Here is a 21,283-nt window from a genome sequence, read left to right on the forward strand (position 1 = left end):
AGGTGTGACCAAGCAGCCGGCAGGGGGTGCCAACGATGAGTGCTTCCCGGAGTGAGACCACTCGCCCGCCCGGCCCCGACGAGCCGGGATCCGGCCCGGCCGAGGTGACGGGCCCGGGTGGGGACAGCGGTCCCGGGGCGGATCTGCTCGCCGCGCTGCTCGACGGGATGGACGCGGCGCTCTGCGCGTTCGACGCCGACGGCGTCATAACGCACTGGAACCGCGAGGCCGAGCGGATACTGGGCTGGAGTGCCGACGAAGCCGTCGGCCGGCGCGGATTCGCCGGCTGGGCCGTGCGCAGCGCCGACGCCGACGAGGTGCGCGGGCGGCTGATGTCGGCGATGAACGTGCCCGGACGGCTGGTGCACGAGTTCGCGCTGCTGCGCAAGGACGGCAGCCGGGTGCTCGTACGGACCCAGTCGGCCGGGGTGCGCGGTGCGGACGGCGGGCCCGCCGGGGTGTACTGCGCGTTCAGCGAGGTCCACGCGCAGATCGATCTCGAGCGGTCCATCGCGCTCAGCGAGGCGCTGTTCGACGACGCGGTGTGGGGCGTGGTCCTGGTCGACGTCGATCTGCGGCCGACCGTCGTCAACGGCCATGCCGCGCGTGCGCTCGGCTCGGGCCGCGCGGCGCTGCTCGGGCGGCCCCTGGGCGAGACCGTCGCGCAGGGCGTGGAGGAGCTGGAGGGCGCGCTTCATCACGTACTGGCCGAGGGCGCCCCTCGCGCGCTCTCCGAGCTGTGGGTGACGCTGCGCACGCCGGACGGGGGCGAGCGGCGGCGCTGCTGGCGCAGCGGCTTCCTCCGGCTGGCCTCGCCGCTGGCCGAGGAGCCGGTGCCGCTGGGCGTCGGCTGGCTGTTCCAGGACGTCACGGAGGCCAAGCTCGCCGCGCAGGAGGCCGACAGGCTGCGCTTCCGCTCCAGCCAACTGCATCGCGCGGGGCGGGCGGCGGGGGAGTGCGAGAGCCCGATGGAGGCGGCGACGGTCTGTCTGGACTTCGCGCTCGTGGGCTTCGCCGACCACGCCCTGATCGATCTGGTGCACGGCGATCCGGCGGCAGCGACTTTGGCTGCTCCGGCGGGTGGTACGTCGACCGGAGACGTACCGCCGACCAGGCTCGTACGGGTCGCGGCGACACCGGGCGGTTCGGTCGGCCCCTGCCAGCCGGTGGCGACGGGCGGAATCCCCGTGCGCTACCGGGAAGGCCATCCGGCGCTCCAGGCGGTCGCCCGGACCGGCTCGGTGCGCGCGAGCGCCCCCTCGGGCGTCTCGACCACCCCGACCTGGTCGGTCTCCCGCCAGTGGCCCCCCGACTCCGTGCACGCGCTCTGTACGGTGCTGCGGAGCCGGGGCAGGACCCTGGGCGTGGTCACGTTCCTGCGGAGCGCCAGCCGTCCGTCCTTCGAGCGCCAGGACGCGGTGTACGCGGAGGATGTCACGGCCCGGATGGCGGCCTCGCTGGATCTGCTCCGGGCGCAGGAGACGCGGCCGGAGGCGTGAGCCGCCGCCGGTCGCCCCCTGGTCGCCCCCGGCCGGTCCCGGCTCGACCGCCCCGGACCGTCCGGCGTCAGTTGCGGTAGAAGATCCGGTCGCCGTACTCCGTCATCACGCGCATGTTCCAGTCGTGCCCGCCGTCCACGTTCCCCGACCTGAGCAGCGGCGGGTCGATGCCGCGCTCGACCAGGCCGCCGGCCGCCGTCGCCACCATCGCCTGCATCAGCGCGCTCGTCACGACCGTCGACGCGGGCGCGAACGGTGCCTCGATGCCGTCCGCCGACAGCTCCGCGTCGCCCACCGCGATCTTGCTGTCGAGCACGATGTCGCAGTGGTCCTTGAGGTACGTCCCCGTCACATGCCGGGACTTCGTCTCCGTCGCGTACGCCACCGAGGTCACCCCGATCACCTTCAGGCCCAACGCCCGTGCGTTCAGGGCCATTTCCACCGGGAGCGCGTTGCGCCCGGACAGCGAGACGATCACCAGGACGTCACCGGCCCGCGCCGGGCTGGAGTCGAGTACCGCGCTCGCGAGGCCGTCGACCCGTTCCAGCGCGGAGCCGAGTGTCGCGGGCATGACGTCGACGCCCGTGACGCCCGGCACGGTGAGGAGGTTCATGACGGCGAGACCGCCCGCCCGGTAGACGACGTCCTGCGCGGCGAGCGAGGAGTGTCCGGCGCCGAAGGCGAAGACACGGCCGCCGGAGGCGACGGCCTCGGCGATCGCCTTGCCGGCCGCTTCGATGTTCGCGGCCTCCTCGTCGCGTACGCGCTCCAGCAGACCGATCGCGGCGCCGAAGAACTGACCGGCCAGCGTGCTCTCGCTCATGGAGAGACCCTTCTTTAGGAGGCTTGGGGAAGCGGAGAAGAGGGTGGAACAGGGCGCGGGAATGCCTGTGCCGCGGATCACGTTGCGGTCTGGACCTTTACCGTGTCAATACGGCTTCGCCAGAGGTGGCTTCCCGTACGGCACGGTTGTCAGTGCGATGCGTCAGAATTGAGCAGGGGCCGGGGCAGGGCACGGTTGTTTTCATGTCACAGCATTGAGGGGCACGTATGTCCGGACTGATCGACACGACGGAGATGTATCTCCGCACCATCCTCGAGCTCGAAGAGGAAGGTGTGGTCCCCATGCGCGCCCGGATCGCGGAGCGGCTGGATCAGAGCGGGCCGACGGTCAGCCAGACCGTGGCCCGCATGGAGCGCGACGGACTGGTGCAGGTCGCGGGGGACCGGCATCTGGAGCTGACGGCGGAAGGGCGCACGCTCGCGACCCGGGTGATGCGCAAGCACCGCCTCGCCGAGTGTCTGCTGGTCGACGTGATCGGCCTGGAGTGGGAGCAGGTGCACGCGGAGGCGTGCCGCTGGGAGCACGTGATGAGCGAGGCGGTGGAGCGGCGGGTGCTGGAGCTGCTGCGGCACCCGACGGAGTCGCCGTACGGCAATCCGATCCCGGGGCTGGAGGAGCTGGGCGAGAAGAAGGAGGCCGACCCCTTCCTCGACGAGGGCATGGTCAGCCTGGCCGATCTCGACCCGGGCACCGAGGGCAAGACGGTCGTGGTGCGCCGGATCGGCGAGCCGATCCAGACCGACGCCCAGCTCATGTACACGCTGCGGCGGGCGGGCGTGCAGCCCGGCTCCGTGGTGAGCGTGACTCAGTCGCCGGTCGGCGGGGTGCTCGTGGGCAGCAGCGGCGAGGCCGCCGAGCTGAATTCCGAGGTCGCCTCGCACGTCTTCGTCGCCAAGCGCTGACCTCCCGGGGACCCGGACCGCCTCTCGTCACTCGGTTCCGGGACCCGGGCGGTCGGTCCGCCGGGCACGTGCCGGGTGCTGCCGTGTTCGTACGGTGCTCGCGGGCGGGCTTCCCGGTGTCCGGTGGCGGCTGCGGAGCGTGTTCCTCCGGCGACGGAGAATGCGATTTCCCGGCGGAATGGCAGCGCGCGGGCGATTCGCGTGCCACGCTGGCCGGGGAGCGTAGGGCCTGAGGGCAGCCGGTCGCGGACCTCGTCGCGCGGCCGAGGAGGGAGCGGGGCTGTGCGCCTGATGCTTGTCGCTGTGCCCGCGATGTGCGCGATACCGGGTGCGCGCGCGGTGACCGACGCCGCCACCGATGTGCTGTACGAGCCGCTGAACCGGTCCGTCCGGTGCGCCCGGTCCGTGTCGCCCGGCCCCGCCCCGAAGGTTAAGGGCCCCGGCGCCGCGCGGCGCCGGGGCCTGTCCTCCCCTTGCTCGACCCGGAGCCCCGAGCTCCCAGGGTCGATCCCCACGGACCCTCATCCCCGAGTGGTCCGCCTCCCGCAGAAGATCTCCCCAGCGGCGCTTCGGCCAACCCTGGACCATGGTCACTCGAACGAGCGGTGTTGCGCGCCACAGCCATGTTTTCGAACGAGAGTTCGATAGTCTGGGGACCGCACGACCGAACGGCACAGCATCGGGCCGGTGCCATCGGACTCGACCACTCAGGACCGAAGGGGGTGCCAGGACACATGGTGCAGCGCATCGACGTGACCGGTTTCGACGGGCTGCGGCTCGCGGCCTGGGAGTTCGCGGATCCGCCCAAGGAGCCGGCCGGGGCGGGGAGTACGACCCCCGGAGTGCTGCTGCTCCACGGACTGATGGGCCGCGCCTCGCACTGGAAGTCCACCGCGCGCTGGCTGTCCGGCCGCCATCGGGCCGTCGCGCTCGACCAGCGGGGCCACGGCCGCAGCGACAAGCCGTCCACAGCGGCGTACACCCGCGAGGCGTACGTGTCGGACGCCGAGGCGGTGATCGAACAGCTCGGCCTGGCGCCCGTCACCCTCGTCGGCCACGCCATGGGGGCGCTCACCGCCTGGCAGTTGGCGGCGAAGCGGCCCGACCTGGTCGGGGCGCTGATCATCAGCGACATGCGGGCGTCCGCGCTGGGGGCGGCGTCACAGCGGGAGTGGGACGACTGGTTCCGCTCCTGGCCCGTCCCGTTCGCGACGCTCGCCGACGTACGGAAGTGGTTCGCCGAGGACGATCCGTGGCTGGAGCGGCCGAGTCCGGGCCGCGGCGAGTTCTTCGCCGAGGTGATGGCCGAGCGCGCCGACGGCTGGCGGCCGGTCTTCTCCCGCCGCCAGATGCTCGTCTCCCGCGAGACCTGGGTGCACGACGCGCACTGGGAGGAACTGGCGCAGGTCCGCTGCCCCACGCTGGTCGTACGGGGCCTGGACGGCGAGTTGGGCCGCGCGGAGGCGCAGGAGATGGTCCGGGTCCTGCCGCGCGGGCAGTACGCGGAGGTGACGGACGCCGGCCATCTCGTGCACTACGACCAGCCGGAAGCCTGGCGCGCGGCGATAGAGCCCTTCCTGGACGGCGCGTTGACCCCGTAACGGCTGCGGGAGGCGCGATCCACCGGATCATCTACCGGATCATCTACCGGATCAGGCCGCCGCGTTGCCCGTGAGCCGCTGCGGGGTGATCCGGATCGTGACGCGTACGGCCTCGGGCGGGAGGTTCACGTACTCCTCCCCGGCGCCGGGGCCGCTGTACTTCTCCGCGAGAGCGACGGCCGTCCGCCGGCCGACGTCCTCGCCGACCGTGGCCGTGCCGCGCACCTCCACGTACCGCTCCGGGTCCGCCAGGTCGAACACACAGAGGCTGACCCGCGGTTCACCGGCCACGTTCGTCACCTTGCGCCGGCCGGCCTGCGAGGAGATGACCAGATCGTCGCCGTCCGTACCGACCCAGACCACCGAGGACTGCGGACTGCCGTCCGGGCTGATCGTGCACAGGACGGCGTGGTTGCGGCCGTCGAGGAGCTTCCGGGCGCCGGCGCTGAGGGAGACAGTCATACCGGCGAGTCTAGGTCCTGTCCGGACACGGCCTGGGGGCACCTCGGCAGGACGACCCGGGCGGTCAGACCGCCCCCGGGGTTCGCCTCCGCGGTCGCCTCGCCGCCGTGTGCCCGCGCGACCGACGCCACGATGGACAGGCCCAGGCCCGCGCCCTCGCCCGGTGCGTGCAGCCGGGCCTTGGCACGGCGGAACGGCTCGAACAGCAGCGGTACGGTCTCCGGCGCGATCACCGGCCCGGTATTGACGACCTCCAGGACGGTCTGCGGCCCCTGCGGGCCGACGTCGACGCGGACCGTGCCGCCGGGGTGGTTGTGGCGCAGGGCGTTGGAGACCAGGTTGTGCACGAGGTGGTCGAGCAGGACGGCGTCGCCCTCGACCGTCACCGGCCGCGCCGTCAACTCGACGGTGATCGACCGGGCCTCGGCGTCGGCCGCCAGCGCGGCGGTCACCGCCGCGCCCGTCTCGTCCAGCGCGACCCGCTCCCTGCGCCGCAGGCCCTCGTCGGAGACCGCGAGCAGCAGCAGCCCCTCGATCAACCGCTCGCTGCCGGTGGCCGTTTCGATGAGCTTGGCCCGGATCCGGGCCACGTTCTGCGGCGTCGGGTCGTCGGCGAGCCCGATCTCGGCGGCGGCCCGCTGCACGGCCAGCGGGGTACGCAGCTCATGGGCGGCGTTGGCGGCGAACCGCTGCCTGGAGGAGACCAGCTCCTCGATCCGGTCCAGCATTCCGTCGAACGTGTCGGCCAGCTCCTTGAGTTCGCCGGGTGGTGCCTTCAGCGCGAGGCGTTCGTGCAGATTGCTGCCGGACAGCCGCCGGGCCCGCGCCGTGATCACACCGACCGGCCGCAGCACCCGGCCCGCCATCCACCAGGCCAGGGCGACGGACAGCGCCGAGTAGGCGGCGAGGGCGATCCCGGAGACCGTGAGCAACTGGCTGAGGGCGGCGTCCCCGGCCGCGCTGCTGACCTTGCGCGCCACCGCGAACTGGCCGGGGTCGGCGACGACGGTCTGCGCCAGTTGTTCGTCCGCCGGGGTGCCGAGGACCAAGTCGGCGTCCAGTTGTCCGGCGGAGACGGTCGGGAACACCGCCGTCAGCAGATTGGCGTACATGCCCTCGCTGACCAGCAGATAGACCCCGCCCGTCAGCAGGACGCCCGCCAGCACCAGCAGTCCGCCGTACAGCCCGGTCAGCCGGGCCCGCTCGCTGTTCACCGGTCGCCCCGCGGGCCGGCGGGAGCGCCGGTGCCGTCGCTGATGCGGTAGCCCGCCCCCGGGACGGTCTCGATCACCGCCGGGGCGCCCAGCTTCGCGCGGAGCTTGGAGAGCGTGACCCGGACCGCGTTGGTGCGGTAGCTGGTGTCCTCCTCCCACACCTCCTCGATGAGATCGTCACCGCTGACGACCGCGCCCTCGGCGCGCAGCAGCGTCTCCAGTACGGCGAACTCCTTGCGCGACAGGGACAGATAGCGGCCGTCGCGGCTGACCTGGCGGCGCGCGGTGTCCAGCGTCAGCCCGGCCCGTTCCAGCACCGGCGGCAGCGCGGGTCTGGCCCGCCGGCCCAGCGCCAGAACCCGGGCGAGGAGTTCGTCGTACGCGAACGGCTTGGTCAGATAGTCGTCGGCGCCGAGCCCGAGACCGGCCACCCGGTCCCGTACGGTCCCGGACGCCGTCAGCATCAGGACGCGGGTGAGCAGCCGGGAGCGGACCACCTGCCGGCACACCTCGTCCCCGTGCAGACCCGGCAGGTCGCGGTCGAGGATCAGCACGTCGTACGCGCCGAACCGGAGCCGGTCCAGGGCGGCATGGCCGTCGAGGGCCACATCGACGGCTATCGCGTCCCGCCGCAGCCCCTCGGCGATCAATTCGGCCAGGAATTCCTCGTCCTCCACCACCAGCACACGCATGGGATCTCTATATCCGACAACGATGTTTCGCCGGCGTAAGCATTCGGCTTGAGAGAAACGAAACCGGGACCTCGCGCACGCTCGGACCGTTCGTATCCGGGTCCGTATCCGGGTCCGTATCCGGGTCCGTATCCGGTCTGTCAGCCCATGGACGAGGAGTCGTCATGACTTTCCTGAACCAGTTCACCGCGAGCCGCAACACCGCTGCCGCCGCCGCCCTCTTCGCCTCCCTCGCCCTGGGGCTCGTCGCCTGCTCGGGCGACTCCGGCGGCGGTGCCGAGGACGCGGGATCCGGCGGCGGGGACAGCGTCAAGACCGAGGAGGACCAGGCGCTGGAGCACCGTAAGTGCCTGCGGGAACAGGGCCTGGACATCCCCGAGCCGAAGACGGACGGGGAGGGCGCGACCCTCGAACTCGGGGGCAGCGAAGCAGAGGTGGAGAAGGCGTTCAAGGCGTGCCAGGACAAGGCCGTCGGCGGGGGGCCCAAAGAGCTGACCCAGGCGGAGAAGGACAAGCAGCTCGCCTTCGCCCGGTGCATGCGCAAGAACGGCATCGACATGCCCGACCCCACGTTCGAAAGCGGCGCGATGCAAGCCGCGCCCATGGTGGAGGAGAAGGACATGAAGAAGTTCGAGAAGGCGAACAAGGCCTGCGAAAGCGCCGGCCGATGAGGCGCGGAAAAGTCCTGGCCGCCGGAGCGGCGGTGCTCGCTGTCGCCGCCGGTTCCCTCGCCCTCACCCAACTCGGCGGCTCCGACCGGGCCGACGCCCGGCAGAACACCGGACTCCCGCCCGACACCGCCGCCGTCCAGCGCGGCGACCTGCGCGACAGCGCCCAGGCGGACGGGAAGCTCGGCTTCGACAAACAGCGCAAGGTCAACGCGGGCGTGGCCGGGACCATGACCTGGACCCCGCGAACCGGCTCGACCGTCGAACGCGACGAGCGGCTGTACGAGATCGACGGGCGGGCGGTGCGGCTGATGTACGGCTCGGGGCCGATGTACCGGACGGTGAAGCCGGGTGACCGGGGCCGGGACGTCGAGCAGTTGGAACGTAACCTCGCCGACCTCGGCTACACCGGCTTCACGCCCGACGACGAGTACACCGATCTCACCGCCGCCGCCGTCAAGCGCTGGCAGAAGGCCCACGACCGCGAGCGGACGGGCGAGTTGGGGCCGGGGGACGTCGCGTTCGCGCCGGGCGAGGTACGGATCAAGAGCATCGGGACGCCCGTCGGCGACCTGGCCCAGCCCGGCGCCCCGGTCCTCACGACCACCGGCTCCGAGCGCGTCGTGACCTTCGCCCTGCCCGTGACCGAGAGCGGGCTCGCCAAGGCGGGCACCAAGGTCACGGTCGATCTGCCGGACGGTACGAGCGCGCCCGGCACCGTCGCGTCGGTCGGCAGGACGGCGAAGCCCGGCGACGATCCGCAGGACACCGAGCCCAAGGTCACGCTGACCGTCTCCTTCGGCGAACCGGACCGGGTCGACGGCTTCGACCAGTCCCCGGTCACCGTCAATCTGACCGGCGAGACACGCGAGAACGTCCTCAGCGTCCCGGTGAACGCGCTGCTCGCCCTGTCCGGCGGCGGCTTCGGACTCCAGGTCGTGGAGAAGGGGGCCGCGCGCGATGTGAAGGTGGAGCTGGGCATGTTCGCCGAAGGCCGGGTCGAGGTCTCGGGCGGCGGGCTGCGCGAGGGCATGAAGGTCGGGGTGCCGTCGCTGTGAGTGCGCCTGCGAGTACGCCTGCGAGTACGCCGCCTGTGAGTACGCCTGCGAGTACGGTCGTCGGCCTCACCGGGGTCACCAAGGAGTATCCGGGCGGGGTGAGTGCCCTGCGCGGGGTGGACCTCACGGTCGAGGAGGGCGAACTCCTCGCCATCGTCGGCCCGTCCGGCTCCGGCAAGTCCACCCTGCTGCACATCATCGGCACCCTCGACCGCCCGACCGCCGGTTCGGTGCGCATCGCGGGGCACGACGTGGCGAAGCTCTCCGACCGCAAGCTCTCCGCCCTGCGCGCCCAGCACGTCGGCTTCGTCTTCCAGGCGTTCCACCTGGTGCCGGGCGTCAGCGCCCGGGACAACGTCGCCGAGGGCCTGCTCTACTCCGGCCTGTCGCGCTCGGTACGCCGCCGAAAAGCCGTGGCCGCGCTGGAACGGGTCGGGCTCGCCGACCGGCTCGACCACCGGCCGCACCAGCTCTCCGGCGGACAGAAGCAGCGGGTCGCCATCGCGCGGGCGGTGGTCGGCGAGCCCGCACTGCTGCTGGCCGACGAACCGACCGGGGCGCTGGACTCGGCGTCGGGGGCGGCGGTGCTGCAACTGCTGCACGACCTCAACCAGGAGGGGGCCACCATCGCGGTCATCACCCACGACATGGAGATCGCCGGGCGGCTGCCGCGCGAGGTACGCATCCGGGACGGCGAGGTGGTCGCGGACATCCGCAACGACATACGGATCGGGGCGGGCCTGTGAAGGCCCAGGGGCGGGGGGCGCGGCGGCTGACGGCGGCCCGGCTCGGCCCCCGCGACGTACTGCACGTCGGCTCCTCGGGGCTGCGCAGCCGCCCGATGCGGGTCGTGCTGTCCGCGCTGGGCATCGCGATCGGCATCGCCACCATGGTCGCGGTGGTCGGCATCTCGTCCTCCAGCCAGGCCCAACTACTGCGCGAACTGGACAAGTTGGGCACCAACCTGCTGGTGGCCTCGCCCGGCGAGTCGATGTTCGCGGGCCAGGACGTGAAGCTGCCCGAGGAGTCGACCGGGATGGTCGGCAGGATCGACGGCGTACAGGACGTCGGCGCGACCGCCGACCTGGACGCCTCCGTACTCCGCAACGAGAAGATCGACGAGGACGACACCGCCGGGATCGCGGTCAAGGCCACCACCGAGGACCTGCTGAAGGTGCTGCGCGGCGAGGTCGGCAGCGGCAGTTGGCTCAACAAGGCGACCGGCCGCTACCCCTCCGTCGTCCTCGGCCATGTCTCCGCCCGGCGTCTCGGCATCACGGAGCCCGGCCGGCAGGTGTGGATCGGTGACCGCTACTTCACGGTCGTCGGCATCCTCGACCCGCTTCCGCTGGCCCCGGAGATCGAGCGGTCCGCGCTGGTCGGCTGGGAGGGCGCGAAGCGGCTGCTGGACTTCGACGGCCACCCGACGTCGGTGTACGAGCGCTCGACGGACGCGTCGGTGCGGGCCGTACGCGCGGTCATGGCCGCGACCGTCGACCCCCGGAACCCGCAGAACGTGAAGGTCACCGACCCGTCGTCGGCGCTGCGGGCCAAGGCGGCGACCGAGGGCGCGTTCAGCAGTCTGCTGCTCGGGCTGGGCGGCATCGCGCTGCTCGTCGGCGGGGTCGGGGTCGCCAACACCATGATCATCTCGGTGCTGGAACGGCGTTACGAGATCGGCCTTCGCCGCTCGCTGGGCGCCACCCGGGGCCAGATCCGGATCCAGTTCGTCACGGAGTCGCTGATGCTCTCCGGCCTGGGCGGGCTGGCCGGTGTGGCGCTGGGAGCGGCGGCGACGGGCGTGTACGCGCGATCCGGCGGGCTGCCCTGGGTGGTACCGCCATGGGCGATGGGCGGCGGCTTCGCCGCCACGCTGGCGATCGGCACGGTCGCGGGCCTCTACCCGGCGGTCCGCGCCTCCCGCCTCTCCCCGACGCTGGCGCTGCACGCGGCGTGAGAAGGGGCGGGGGCGGGACCGACCCGTGTCGGCCCCGCCCCCGCCCCCCGCCGTCCCCGTCCGCACCATGCGGCGGGTGACGGCCGAGTCATGCCACCTGGAGCACTTCACAGGGGCAGTGACGGAATTCCAGGCCGAGTTCGCGGTCCACGGCCGCACTCGAACGCGTGGCGGCGTCGGTGACCTTCTCCCAGGAGCCGTACTTCAGATAGAGCTGGTCCGCCGTGGGGCCGAGCGGGTTGCCGTACTTCTTCTGGTTGCGCGCCTCCAGTTCCGCGACCTGTTCGCGGGTCATGCCGGCGCGGACGACGTCCTTGGCGTCGTTGCGCATCTGGACGAGGGTGCGGGCGATGTCCTCCTCGGAGCGCCCTTCCGCACGCATGGCGCACTCCGCGCGCTCCATGTCCTCAAGGAGGTCGTGGTAGCGCATCCGCTGATCGCGGGCGACCTCGCGCTGCTGCGGAGTCTCACTGCGGATCAGACATACGACGGGTTCGGCGCTGGTGCAGGGACCGTGATCCGGGGCCGCCTGGGAGACAGGCGCGACGACGACCGAACCGCAACTGGCCAGCGCTCGGCACGGGTGCGCCAACTGCTGGGCGGCAGAGGCGGACTGAGGGGGAAGGAAGAGGAAGGCGGCTTGGGCGACCAGCAGCGCGGGAACCACGCGACCGGCCAGCGAACGCAGGCTGGGTAGTGACATGCGCTCATGGTTGAGGCGGACGCCGACGACACCGGGCATGGCGGGGCCGAAGGCCCCTTATTACGGGGCCGATTCCACCCAGCAGAGTGAAGCGACACCCACGAGGCCCGCCGCCGGACGCGCCAGGAGCTGTCCGAGGCAGGCGGTTGTACGCGTCAAGGTGATCCGCCCGCGTCTGGCGGACGAAGACGGGACGGGTTCCGCGCGCGCTTCGTGCGGGAGGCGTCAGCGGCTCGCGCGGTGAGCGGAGCGTTCACCGCGCGCGTGGTCGAGGTGACCCCGTCGGACGCACAACTGCCGCCACTCGGCGCAGGTCCCCGCCCGCCTCGCCTGCCCCGCCCGCCCCGCCGTCCGGGCGGATGGCCCGTCGCGTGGACGCGGGTGCCGGGGTGCCCGGCCCCCGGCTGGAAGGTCGGCGTCCCGCCCTCCGGCCGAGTGCGGCCGGGGCGTGGGTACATGGGCCTCGCTCCCCGCGTGGGTGGCCCACTGCGCGCCGCACCTGGGGCGCCCCCCGGGCCGGGAAGCCGGCGGACGGCCCCGTACGAGGGCGGGTCCCCGCCTGCCCCGCCGTCCGGGCGGATGGCCCGTCGCGTGGACGCGGGGGACGGGGTGCCCGGCCCCGGCTGGAGGGTCGGCGGTTGCCCTTCGGCCAAGTGCGGCTGGAGGACGGGCGTGGGCCTCCGGGCCCGACTCCCGGCTGGACGGCGGCCTACCGCGCGGACGCCGCACCAGAGGCGTGGGTACATGGGCCTCGCTCCCCGGCTGGGTGGCCCACCGCGCGCCGCACCTGGGGCGCGCCCTCCCCGGGCCGGGAAGCCGGCGGACGGCCCCGTACGAAGGCGGGTCCCCGCCTGCCCCGCCGTCCGGGCGGATGGCCCGTCGCGTGGACGCGGGGGCCGGGGTGCCCGGCCCCCGGCTGGAGGGTCGGCGGTTGCCCTTCGGCCACGGGCGTGGGCCTCCCGGCCCGACTCCCGGCTGGACGGCGGCCTATGGCGCGGACGCCGCACCAGAGGCGTGGGTACATGGGCCTCGCTCCCGGGCTGGATGGCCCACCGCGCGCCGCACCTGGGGCGCCCACCCCAGGCCGGGAAGCCGGCGGACGGGCGCCCCGTACGAAGGCGGGGCCTCAGCCCTTGCTCACCGCCGTCAGGATCTCCGGCAGCCGCGACGCCGTCTGCGGCGCCGCCACCCTCACCCCGGCCCACGCGAGCAGCGCGCCGTACGCCGTGCCCAACGGCAGCACCAGCCACGTCAGGCCGTCCGCGCCCGACACATGCAGGCCGATCGTCAGCCCGATCACCGGCGCGCACAGCAGTGCGCCGCCGAGCATGCCGCCGAGGATCGAGATCCAGGCGAGCCCGGCCTGCCCCGGAGCGACGTTCTTGTACGCGCTGTCCTGCGGGATCGAGTACGGGAACCGGGCCGACGCGACCGCGCCCGTCGCCATCATCGCGCCGAGCAGCGCGAAGGACAGCCCGAGCGCTTCGGGCAGCGCCCGCCAGTCGCCGAGCAGCGCGGCCGTCCCGACGGTCACCAGCGTCGAGTACGGCAGTGTGATCACCAGCAGGGCGAAGGCCCGCGCCCGCAGTTCCAGGTAGGCGTCACGCGTGGAGGAGATCGTCAGGGCCACCATCCAGAACGCGGAGGTGTCCTGCCCGAACTGGTTGTACATCTGGATGCCGAGCATCCCCGCCGCGAAGCACGCGAGATAGATCGAGCCGCTGCCCTGAAGGGCGTTCACCAGCGGCACGATCAGCCCGATCGCCAGCGAGGTGACCCACGCCGCCTTGGTCTTCGGGTCCCGCCACACGTACCGCAGGCTGCGCAGCATCACCGTGCCTGTACGCCCCTCGGGCAGCAGCCGGCTCAGCCCGGACCGCGACCCCTTGCGGGCGGCGTCCGGTGCGGCGGCGGCGATCGTCGAGCCGTCCGGGGCGGTCATCAGCTTCACGAGCGAGCGCTGCCAGGAGTACATGAGCGCGGCCAGCGCGCCCAGCGACAGCAGCAGTTGACCGGCGGCAGACCCGTACGCGCCGTCGCTCACCGAGTCCACCGCGCCGATCGCCGACGCGGGCGGCAGCCACCGCAGGACGTCCGCGACGGGGTCGAGCGCCGACAGCCCGCCCGCCTCGCTGAGCCGCTGCACACCGAAGTTGACGAACTGGATCCCGACCGCGATCACCAGACCGCTCAGCACGGCCAGATCCCGGCCCTTGCGCGAGGTCAGCAGCCGGATGTTCGCCGCCGCCACGGCACGCGACAGCGCCACGCACACCAGCAGCACCAGCGGTACGACGACGACCGACAGCGCCACCGCCGCGCCGCCGTGCGCCACGGCGATCGCGGACCCCAGCACCAGACAGAGCGTGAACAGCGGCCCGATACCGACCAGGGACGCGGCGAGCAGGGCGCCGATCAGCGCCCGGGGCCGCAGCGGCAGCATCACGAGCCGGCTCGGGTCGAGCGTTTCGTCGCCGCTGGGGAAGAACAGTGGCAGCATCGCCCAGCCCAGGGCCACGATCGCGGTCAGTACGACGACGAGGGTGGCCGCGCCGTCGTTCCCGCGCAGCAGGATCAGCCCGAGGAGCTGACCGGCGGCGATGAGCAGGGCGAGGACGACGGAGACGACGTACGCGGCGGTACGGCCGGAGGACTGCCGCAGCCCGTTGCGCAGCAGCGACAGCTTGAGCCGTACGAAGACCGGCGCGAGGGCGCGGGTGCCGAGGGTGACGACGGGCGTCGTGCCCGAGCCGACAGGACCGGCGGGTCCGGCGGGTCCGGTGGGTCCGGCGGAACTCGCGAGGCCGGCCGAATCGCTGGGACCGGCCGAACCGGCCGAACCGGAGAGGTCCGCCCCCTCGGCCCGCGCCTGCGCGCTCATCGCGCGCCGCCCAGCCAGTCCAGGGACTCGCCGGTGTCACGGCCCTGCGCCCCGACCAGTTCGAGGAACGCGCTCTGGAGCGACGGCGCCTCGCCCCGTACCTCCGCGAGCGTCCCCTGCGCGCGGATACGGCCCCCGGCCATCACCGCGACCCAGTCGCACAGCGACTCGACCAGCTCCATCACATGGCTGGAGAACACGACGGTCGCGCCGGACTCGGTGTAGCGCTCCAGCACACCGCGGATCGTCTGCGCCGACACCGGGTCGACGCCCTCGAACGGCTCGTCCAGGAACAGGACTTCGGGATTGTGCAGCAGCGCCGACGCCAGGCCGATCTTCTTGCGCATACCGGTCGAGTAGTCCACGACGAGCTTGTGCTGCGCGCCCGCCAGGTCCAGTACGTCGAGGAGCTGGGTGGCGCGCTTGTCGACCTCGTCGCCGGGCAGTCCCCGCAGCCGGCCGGTGTATCCGAGGAGTTCGCGCCCGGACAGCCGCTCGAACAGGCGCAGCCCCTCGGGCAGGACGCCGATCCGGGCCTTGACCGCGACCGGATCGCCCCAGACGTCGTGCCCGGCGACCTGGACGCGGCCCATGTCCGGCCGCAGCAGGCCGGTGACCATGGAGAGCGTGGTGGTCTTGCCGGCGCCGTTCGGGCCGACGAGACCCACGAACTGGCCGGCGGGCAGATCGAGATCGATCCCGGCGACGGCGATCTGTTCGCCGAAGCGCTTCCACAGCCCCTCCACGCGGACGGCGGGCGGCGTGCCGGGCGCAGCCGCCACCGTTCCCGCCGCCGTTCCCGCAGCCGTTCCCGTCCCCGTCTGCTGCTCCGCCGCTCGGTCCGGTACGTGATCCGGCATGCCGCACTGCCCTTCGGTGTTCCTTTTCGAGGTGTCGAGAGGACCCACCATAGGACCGCGCGGCCAGGGGGTGTCTTGTCGATCAGGTCCGCGCGGCCCGCGCTGTCGCCGCGTCCTGGCCGCAGGCGTACGCCAGCGGGCTGATCAGCTCCTCGGCGTCGGGCAGCCAGCGGTTCGCCGGAGTGGGCCTGCGGGCCCACTGCACGGCGCCGTAACCGCCGACACGCGTGGGCGGGGCCGCCACGTAATGCCCCTCGCCGCGCGCCACCAGATCGATCGCCGACGCCGACCAGCCCAACTTCCTTACGAGGTCGTCCACCTTCAGCGAGCCGCCCGGCAGTACGAAGAAGAGCATCCGGCGCTCGGGGGTGCGGGTGACGGGGCCGAGCGTCATCGCCATCCGCTCCATCCGCGCGAGCGCCAGGAACCCCGCCGACTCCGGCACGTCGAGCGCGTCGAACGTGCGGCCCGTCGGCAGCAGGATCGAGGAGCGGGGCTGCTTCGACCACAGCCTTCGCGCGGCGACGCCGCTGCCCGTCGCCTGCGTCGACCAGTCCGGCCTCGTCGGATGCGCGCCGGGGGCCGGGCAGTCGGAGCGCTCGCACGAGCAGCGTTCCGCGCCGTCCACCGCCTCCAGCCAACTGCCGGGGAACACGTCCCAGTGCCGCTCCTCCGCGTACCGCACCGCGCTGTCAAGCAGCAGATCGCCCCGCTGCTTGGGAATCCGCGCGGCTTCGTGCGCGGCTTCCCGCGCGGCGTTGTGCGCGATGTCTGTGACGCCTGTCACTCCGATGGTCTTGTCCACGAAGAACACAACTGCCGCCCGCACCGCGGGTTACGGGCGCCGGGGACCCTCCCGGCGGGGTATCGGTCCCGCACGCGGGGCGCACTGATGCATGGGTGGGGGCGCGCGCGAGGTTGCGGCGTGTCGGTGGGTAACCACAACCGGTGACTGGGGGTTGCCATCGAGGAGGCGCGAGGCGTGAGGCGGATCACACATATCTCGGTGCCAAGCGGGCGGCGTTTCCTGAAAGTTACCGAAGATTGCTGATTTCGACCATCGCACGCATTTACTGCGTTTCCGCCGGGCAGTGATCACTCAGTCGATCACTGCGGCCACAGGGGGTATCCATTGGCAGCCAGACCTCTCGTCGCCCGTCAGCCGAACGAACGGCTGCAAACACTCATCCAGGAAGCCGGGTGTTCCAACGCCGGGCTTGCCCGCAGGGTGAACATGGTCGGGAATGAGCGCGGCCTCGACCTTCGCTACGACAAGACATCCGTCGCTCGCTGGCTGCGCGGACAGCAGCCGCGCGGCCGGGCCCCGGGGATCATCGCCGAGGCCCTGGGCCGCAAGCTGGGGCGTACGGTCACGATCGACGAGCTGGGGATGGCCAACGGCAAGAATCTTGCCTCGGGCATCGGCCTCCAGTTCTCACCGACGGTCACCGGCGCCATCGAGCAGGTCTGCGAGCTGTGGCGCAGCGATGTGGGCCGGCGTGACTTCCTGACCGGATCGGCGGTGGCCTCGTCGGCGCTCGTCGAGCCGAGCAGGGACTGGCTGATCACCGGCGCGGACGTGTCGGTGGCGCGCAACACCGGCGCGCGGGTGGGCGATTCGGACGTGGCGGCGGTCGCCGCCATGACGGCCGCCCTGGTGGAGCTGGACCACCGCTTCGGCAGCGGCCATGTCCGCCCGGTCGTCGTGCACTATCTGAACAGCGTGGTGTCGGGCCTGCTTTCGGGGTCGTACAGGGAAGCGGTCGGCCGCAGACTCTTCGCCACCGTCGCCCGCCTCACCGAGCTGGCGGGATACATGGCGGTGGACACCGGCCAGCCGGGGCTCGCCCAGCGCTACTACATCCAGGCGCTGCGGCTCGCCCAGGCCGCGGGCGACCGGGGATACGGCGGCTATGTGCTCGCCGCGTCCATGAGCCATCTCGCGGCCCAGCTCGGAAATCCGCGCGAGATCGCCCAGTTGGCGCGTGCCGCACAGGAAGGCGCGCGCGGGCACGTCACCCCGAGGGCGCAGGCGATGTTCCTGGGCGCCGAGGCGCGGGGCCACGCGCTGCTGGGCGACGTGAGTCAGTGCAACGCGGTGGCGGGCCGAGCGCTCACCGCACTGGAGCAGACGGATCCGGAGGTGGACGACGACCCGGTGTGGATCGCGCACTACGACCACGCCTATCTGGCCGACGAGTTGGCGCACTGCTATCGCGATCTGGGGCAGCCCGAGGTGGCGGCGCGCCATGCCTCCGACGCGCTGGCCGGACACCCGGAGTGCCGGACGAGACGTCGGGCGATCGGCCTGGTGCTGCTGGCCACGGCGCAGGTCCAGCAGCGCGAGGTGGAGGAGGCGTGCCGTACGGGAACGCGCGCGGCGGAGCTGCTCGGCGGCCTGCGCTCCAGCAGAGGCGCCGAGTATCTGGACGATTTCCAGCAGCGGTTGGAGCCGTACGGCACGGAGCCCGCGGTGCGGGAGTTCAGCGCCAGGCTGGAGATGCAGGCCGCGTGACACGGCTTTGCTACAACTTCCGTCCGGGGTAAGGCCGTACGGCGGTCGGAAGACCGTCGTACGGCCGCCGGGCGGGCGTTGAGCGGGCGTCGAGCGGTGTGGGCCCCGAGGCACTGAGGCGCCGGTGAGACGGGGTGCGGACGGGACGCGGCAGGGACGTGACCGGGGCGCGGTAGGCCGGATCGATCCGCATCACCGGCAGGTGCCGGGAGGTGTCTTGAACATGGGGGGTTGTGACTGATTCCGGGCGCGTGGCAGGGCTCCTGATTCACCCGGTAGCGTGAACTGACGATTCCGTAGGTCCACACTAGGAGTCCCGGTGACGCAAAGCGGACAAAGGGACGAGTCGCAGTCGCCTGCCGCTCGGCCCGCGCACGAAGGCATCGTGCTGCCCGCCGACGGCGGTCCCCCCTTGATCCCCGGCGCCCCGGCGGACCAGGTGGCCCCGGCCGACCAGGCCGCGCCTGCGGGCGGGCAGCCATGGGGGCAGCCCTGGGGTCCGGGGGCGCCGCAGCAGCCGCCGCCGCAACTGCCGGACCCGGGGCAGCAGCAGGGGTATCAACTGCCGCCGTCGCACGCGCAGCAGCCGCACGCGCTGCCGCAGGCGCCTCAGCAGGAGCCGGGCGCCTACGGGTCGTACGACGCCACGAACGCGTACGGAGGCGGGGGTTACGGCTACCCGCCGCAGCAGCAGCCGCCCCAGCTTCCTCAGCAACAGCCGTATCAGGCGCACCAGCAGCCCTTGCCGCCCGCGCAGCCCCAGCCGGGGCCCCTGCCGCCGCAGCAGCCGTACGGAGCCCCCCAGGGCGGTACGTACGGCGGCCAGCCCCTGCCGGCCGAGACACCGTCCCCCGGCGGCCCCGGCAGCCCCGGCGGCAGCGCGGACGCGACGCAGTATCTGCCGCCGGTGCCGGCCGCCGGGCCCGCCGACGCCACGCAGTACATACCCCCGGTGCCGCAGTATCCGCAGGGCCAGAACCCCGGCGGGCTGCCTCCCGAGCGCCCCGCCGAATCCACCCAGTACCTCGGCGCCGCCCAGCAGCCGGCCCCGCCCGTGCAGACCACGTCGGACGCGGACGCGACGCAGTTCATCGCCCCCGTCCCCGCCCCGCCTCCGGGCGCGCCGTTCGGCGTCAGGCCCGGCGCCCCCGGCGACCGCCCGCCGCCCGCCGAGTTCGACAGCCTCTTCCGTACGGAGGCCCCCGGCGCGGGTCCCGTCCCGGACGAGACGCAGCAGATGCCGCACTTCGACCCGGCCGCCGGTCCGGTCCCCGGCCGGGGCGGACCGCAGGGTCACCCGCAGCAGGGCCCGGCGCACGGGTACGGGCAGGGCGGCGCCCCGCCGCCGTACGGGCAGCCGCCCGGCGGCCCGCAGGACCCGTCCGGCCCGCACGGCCGGTCCGCCGGCCGCCGCAAGTCCTCACCGGTCCCGATGATCGCCGCGGTCGTCATCGGCTGCGCCGTCCTCGGTCTCGGCGCCGGCTGGCTGATGAGCGGGGACGACGGCGAGAAGAAGGACAACAACCAGACGGTGTCTGCGGAGAGTTCACCGTCGGGCGCGGACGGCGACAAGGCCGCGGCCGACCCCGCCGAGCCGCAGGCCGAGGCGCTGGACAAACTCCTCGCCGAGAGCAACGACAGCCGGGCGGCGGTGATCAGCGCGGTCGAGTCCATCAAGACCTGCGACAACCTGGACAAGGCCGTCGCCGACCTCCAGGGCGCGGCCGAGCAGCGCCGCGACCTGGTCACCCGGCTCAAGGAACTGACCATCGACCAACTGCCCCAGCACGGCGAGCTGTCGTCGTCGCTGACCACGGCATGGCAGGCGTCCGCGTCGGCGGACGACCACTACGCGACATGGGCGGGCGAGGCGAAGACGAAGAAGGGCTGCAAGGACGGCAAGGCCCGTACGACGAAGGCCGCGTCCGAGGGCAACCACGCGAGCGGCGAGGCGACGACGGCGAAGAAGAAGGCGTCGGGCCTGTGGAACGGCATCGCGTCCAAGTACGGCCTCACGGAACGGGCCCCCACGGAGCTGTGATGTCACGGCGCCGGGCGGGCCCACCAGGCCCGCCCGGCCGCGGGCTGCCGGTCCGCTACGCGCTGGACCCCGCGTCGCTCAGCGTCCCGCGTACGTCCACGAACCCGTCCTTCAACGACACCAGTTGACCGTCCCGTACCACCTGGAAGGTCACCTCGCTGTTCACGATGCGCGGGAAGCCGGGGGAGCCGAGCATGTCCTCGTACCGCCAGCGCAGCGTGGGGGTGAGACCGCCCGTATCGACCTTCGCGCCCTTGTCCAGCGCGTGCGAGAACGCGCCCGAGGAGACCTTGTCCGCGCCGATCGACTCGATCACCGACGTGAGGGCGGTGTAGGCGATCCACGTCGTCTGTACGCCGGGATCCGCCGGGTCGATGCTGTCGTCGCCGAACGCGTGCTCACGGATCACGTCCCGCATCGGCTGCCACGCGGGATCCCGCGCCTGCGGGTACCACCCCGTGACGTACGCGCCCTCGAAGAGGCCCTTCGAACCGCCGGTGCGGTCCACCAGGGGCTGGCCGACGCTGCCGAGCACGGACGAGATACGGATGGTCCTGCCGTCGTCGGGGAGCCGCCGGTAGGAGTCGAAGAACGTCTCCGTACGGTCACCGAGCACCGCCGTCACGCAGCCGTCGTCGGCCGCGGTCTCGCGCGCCCGCTCCGCCGGGTCGGTGTAGTCGGTGGCGTCCTCGGCCGCGCGTATGTCCGTCGCCTTCCGGCTTTCGTCCGTGCCCTGGGCGCCGCCGCTCTCGCTCAGACCGGTGTTGAGCAGTTCCGGCATCGCGTCGCCGGTGATCGTGTCGGGCCGCACGATGGACACCCGGCCGCACTCCCCGGCCAACTGCATGCCGTTGCCGGCCAGGAGCGCCGCCTGGCCGCCGTTGACCGGATACGAGACGAAGGAGGAGAACTCCCGCTCGGCGATGCCGTAGCCGCCGAGATAGGGGATGCCGGCCGCCTCCAGCGGTGCCATGAAGGCGTCGCCGTGCTGGCTGTACGAGCCGACGACGGCCGTGACGTCCTTGTCGGCCGCCAGCCGCGCGCAGTCGGCCGCGCCGGCGGAGGTGTTGCGCTCGTTGCAGGTCAGCACGCGCAGCTCGTGGCCGTCGATCCCGCCCGCCGCGTTGACCCAGCGCGCGTACGCCTTGGCCATGGCCGGCATGCCCGGCATGTTCGTCGCGCCGGTGCCTTCGGGGGCCCACGTCATGACCGTGACGGGCTCCCTGGAGCCCCCCGGGCCTCCAGGGAGTACGCCACATCCGCTGACCACGGACGCCCCGGCGGCCACCGTGCACAGGACGCGGACCATCGGATTCCGGCGGAAGGGGCGAGGGAAGGAGGAGCGCTGCTGCCTACCGGTCATGTATCCGCACACTTCCGGCCTAT

Annotated in this window: 18 protein-coding genes; 9 read left to right on the forward strand and 9 right to left on the reverse strand. The window is 72.7% G+C overall.

Translation table 11 applies throughout. The annotated features are described in order from the left end of the window. Nucleotides 1-35 precede the first annotated feature (35 nt). A complete protein-coding gene (locus OG329_RS24090) occupies nucleotides 36-1,499 on the forward strand; it encodes a PAS domain S-box protein (protein WP_405797985.1) in 1,464 nt (487 codons plus the stop codon). Between the two features lie 67 nt (nucleotides 1,500-1,566). Here the strand turns inward: OG329_RS24090 and OG329_RS24095 are convergent, their stop codons facing one another. Next, nucleotides 1,567-2,322: an SIS domain-containing protein gene (locus OG329_RS24095; protein ID WP_405797987.1), complete on the reverse strand. Its 756-nt coding sequence runs from the start codon at nucleotides 2,320-2,322 to the stop codon at nucleotides 1,567-1,569. A 227-nt stretch (nucleotides 2,323-2,549) separates the two neighbouring features. Between OG329_RS24095 and OG329_RS24100 the strand changes: the two genes are divergently transcribed. Beyond that, the gene (locus OG329_RS24100) at nucleotides 2,550-3,245 is read left to right on the forward strand and encodes a metal-dependent transcriptional regulator (protein WP_405797988.1); all 696 of its coding nucleotides are present in this window, start codon (nucleotides 2,550-2,552) and stop codon (nucleotides 3,243-3,245) included. Between the two features lie 734 nt (nucleotides 3,246-3,979). Further along, the gene (locus OG329_RS24105) at nucleotides 3,980-4,846 is read left to right on the forward strand and encodes an alpha/beta fold hydrolase (protein ID WP_405797990.1); all 867 of its coding nucleotides are present in this window, start codon (nucleotides 3,980-3,982) and stop codon (nucleotides 4,844-4,846) included. Nucleotides 4,847-4,897: 51 nt separating this feature from the next. On the opposite strand, the gene OG329_RS24110 is transcribed toward OG329_RS24105, so the two are convergent. From OG329_RS24110 to OG329_RS24120, 3 genes are read right to left on the reverse strand one after another with little or no spacing between them, the layout of a single operon-like run. Then, entirely contained in the window at nucleotides 4,898-5,308 is a 411-nt protein-coding gene (locus OG329_RS24110; RefSeq protein WP_405797991.1) for a PPOX class F420-dependent oxidoreductase, read from the reverse strand. Further along, nucleotides 5,305-6,522, reverse strand: a complete 1,218-nt coding sequence (locus tag OG329_RS24115; protein WP_405797993.1) for a sensor histidine kinase — start codon at nucleotides 6,520-6,522, stop codon at nucleotides 5,305-5,307. The genes OG329_RS24110 and OG329_RS24115 overlap by 4 nt, the downstream gene beginning before the upstream one ends. Then, nucleotides 6,519-7,214 (reverse strand): response regulator transcription factor, encoded by a 696-nt coding sequence (locus OG329_RS24120; protein WP_405797995.1) that lies wholly within the window; start codon nucleotides 7,212-7,214, stop codon nucleotides 6,519-6,521. The genes OG329_RS24115 and OG329_RS24120 overlap by 4 nt, the downstream gene beginning before the upstream one ends. Nucleotides 7,215-7,378: 164 nt before the next feature. Here OG329_RS24120 and OG329_RS24125 point away from each other — a divergent pair, with 164 nt between their 5' ends. Genes OG329_RS24125 through OG329_RS24140 form a run of 4 tightly spaced genes read left to right on the forward strand, consistent with a single transcriptional unit; the run spans nucleotide 7,379 to nucleotide 10,897 of the window. Beyond that, a complete protein-coding gene (locus OG329_RS24125) occupies nucleotides 7,379-7,885 on the forward strand; it encodes a hypothetical protein (protein WP_405797997.1) in 507 nt (168 codons plus the stop codon). Beyond that, nucleotides 7,882-8,940, forward strand: a complete 1,059-nt coding sequence (locus tag OG329_RS24130) for an efflux RND transporter periplasmic adaptor subunit (RefSeq protein WP_405797998.1) — start codon at nucleotides 7,882-7,884, stop codon at nucleotides 8,938-8,940. Before OG329_RS24125 ends, OG329_RS24130 begins: the two co-directional genes overlap by 4 nt. A gap of 35 nt (nucleotides 8,941-8,975) precedes the next feature. Further along, a complete protein-coding gene (locus tag OG329_RS24135) occupies nucleotides 8,976-9,686 on the forward strand; it encodes an ABC transporter ATP-binding protein (protein WP_405797999.1) in 711 nt (236 codons plus the stop codon). Further along, nucleotides 9,683-10,897, forward strand: a complete 1,215-nt coding sequence (locus OG329_RS24140; RefSeq protein ID WP_405798000.1) for an ABC transporter permease — start codon at nucleotides 9,683-9,685, stop codon at nucleotides 10,895-10,897. The genes OG329_RS24135 and OG329_RS24140 overlap by 4 nt, the downstream gene beginning before the upstream one ends. Before the next feature lie 88 nt (nucleotides 10,898-10,985). Here the strand turns inward: OG329_RS24140 and OG329_RS24145 are convergent, their stop codons facing one another. The 4 genes from OG329_RS24145 to OG329_RS24160 form a co-directional block, all read right to left on the reverse strand. Next, entirely contained in the window at nucleotides 10,986-11,600 is a 615-nt protein-coding gene (locus OG329_RS24145) for a hypothetical protein (protein ID WP_405798002.1), read from the reverse strand. Nucleotides 11,601-12,726: 1,126 nt separating this feature from the next. Then, nucleotides 12,727-14,481: a collagen-like protein gene (locus OG329_RS24150; RefSeq protein ID WP_405798003.1), complete on the reverse strand. Its 1,755-nt coding sequence runs from the start codon at nucleotides 14,479-14,481 to the stop codon at nucleotides 12,727-12,729. Then, the gene (locus OG329_RS24155) at nucleotides 14,478-15,341 is read right to left on the reverse strand and encodes an ABC transporter ATP-binding protein (RefSeq protein ID WP_405798004.1); all 864 of its coding nucleotides are present in this window, start codon (nucleotides 15,339-15,341) and stop codon (nucleotides 14,478-14,480) included. Before OG329_RS24155 ends, OG329_RS24150 begins: the two co-directional genes overlap by 4 nt. 82 nt (nucleotides 15,342-15,423) lie before the next feature. Then, entirely contained in the window at nucleotides 15,424-16,128 is a 705-nt protein-coding gene (locus tag OG329_RS24160; RefSeq protein ID WP_405798005.1) for a bifunctional DNA primase/polymerase, read from the reverse strand. A gap of 345 nt (nucleotides 16,129-16,473) precedes the next feature. Here OG329_RS24160 and OG329_RS24165 point away from each other — a divergent pair, with 345 nt between their 5' ends. Then, the gene (locus OG329_RS24165) at nucleotides 16,474-17,856 is read left to right on the forward strand and encodes a transcriptional regulator (protein WP_405798006.1); all 1,383 of its coding nucleotides are present in this window, start codon (nucleotides 16,474-16,476) and stop codon (nucleotides 17,854-17,856) included. Nucleotides 17,857-18,175: 319 nt separating this feature from the next. Then, complete coding sequence (locus OG329_RS24170; RefSeq protein WP_405798007.1) at nucleotides 18,176-19,897, forward strand: hypothetical protein; 1,722 nt, start codon at nucleotides 18,176-18,178, stop codon at nucleotides 19,895-19,897. Between the two features lie 55 nt (nucleotides 19,898-19,952). Here the strand turns inward: OG329_RS24170 and OG329_RS24175 are convergent, their stop codons facing one another. Continuing rightward, entirely contained in the window at nucleotides 19,953-21,260 is a 1,308-nt protein-coding gene (locus OG329_RS24175) for an ABC transporter substrate-binding protein (RefSeq protein WP_405798009.1), read from the reverse strand. Nucleotides 21,261-21,283 lie beyond the last annotated feature (23 nt).

It is taken from the genome of Streptomyces sp. NBC_01506 (assembly GCF_045040295.1).
Taxonomy (GTDB): Bacteria; Actinomycetota; Actinomycetes; order Streptomycetales; family Streptomycetaceae; genus Streptomyces.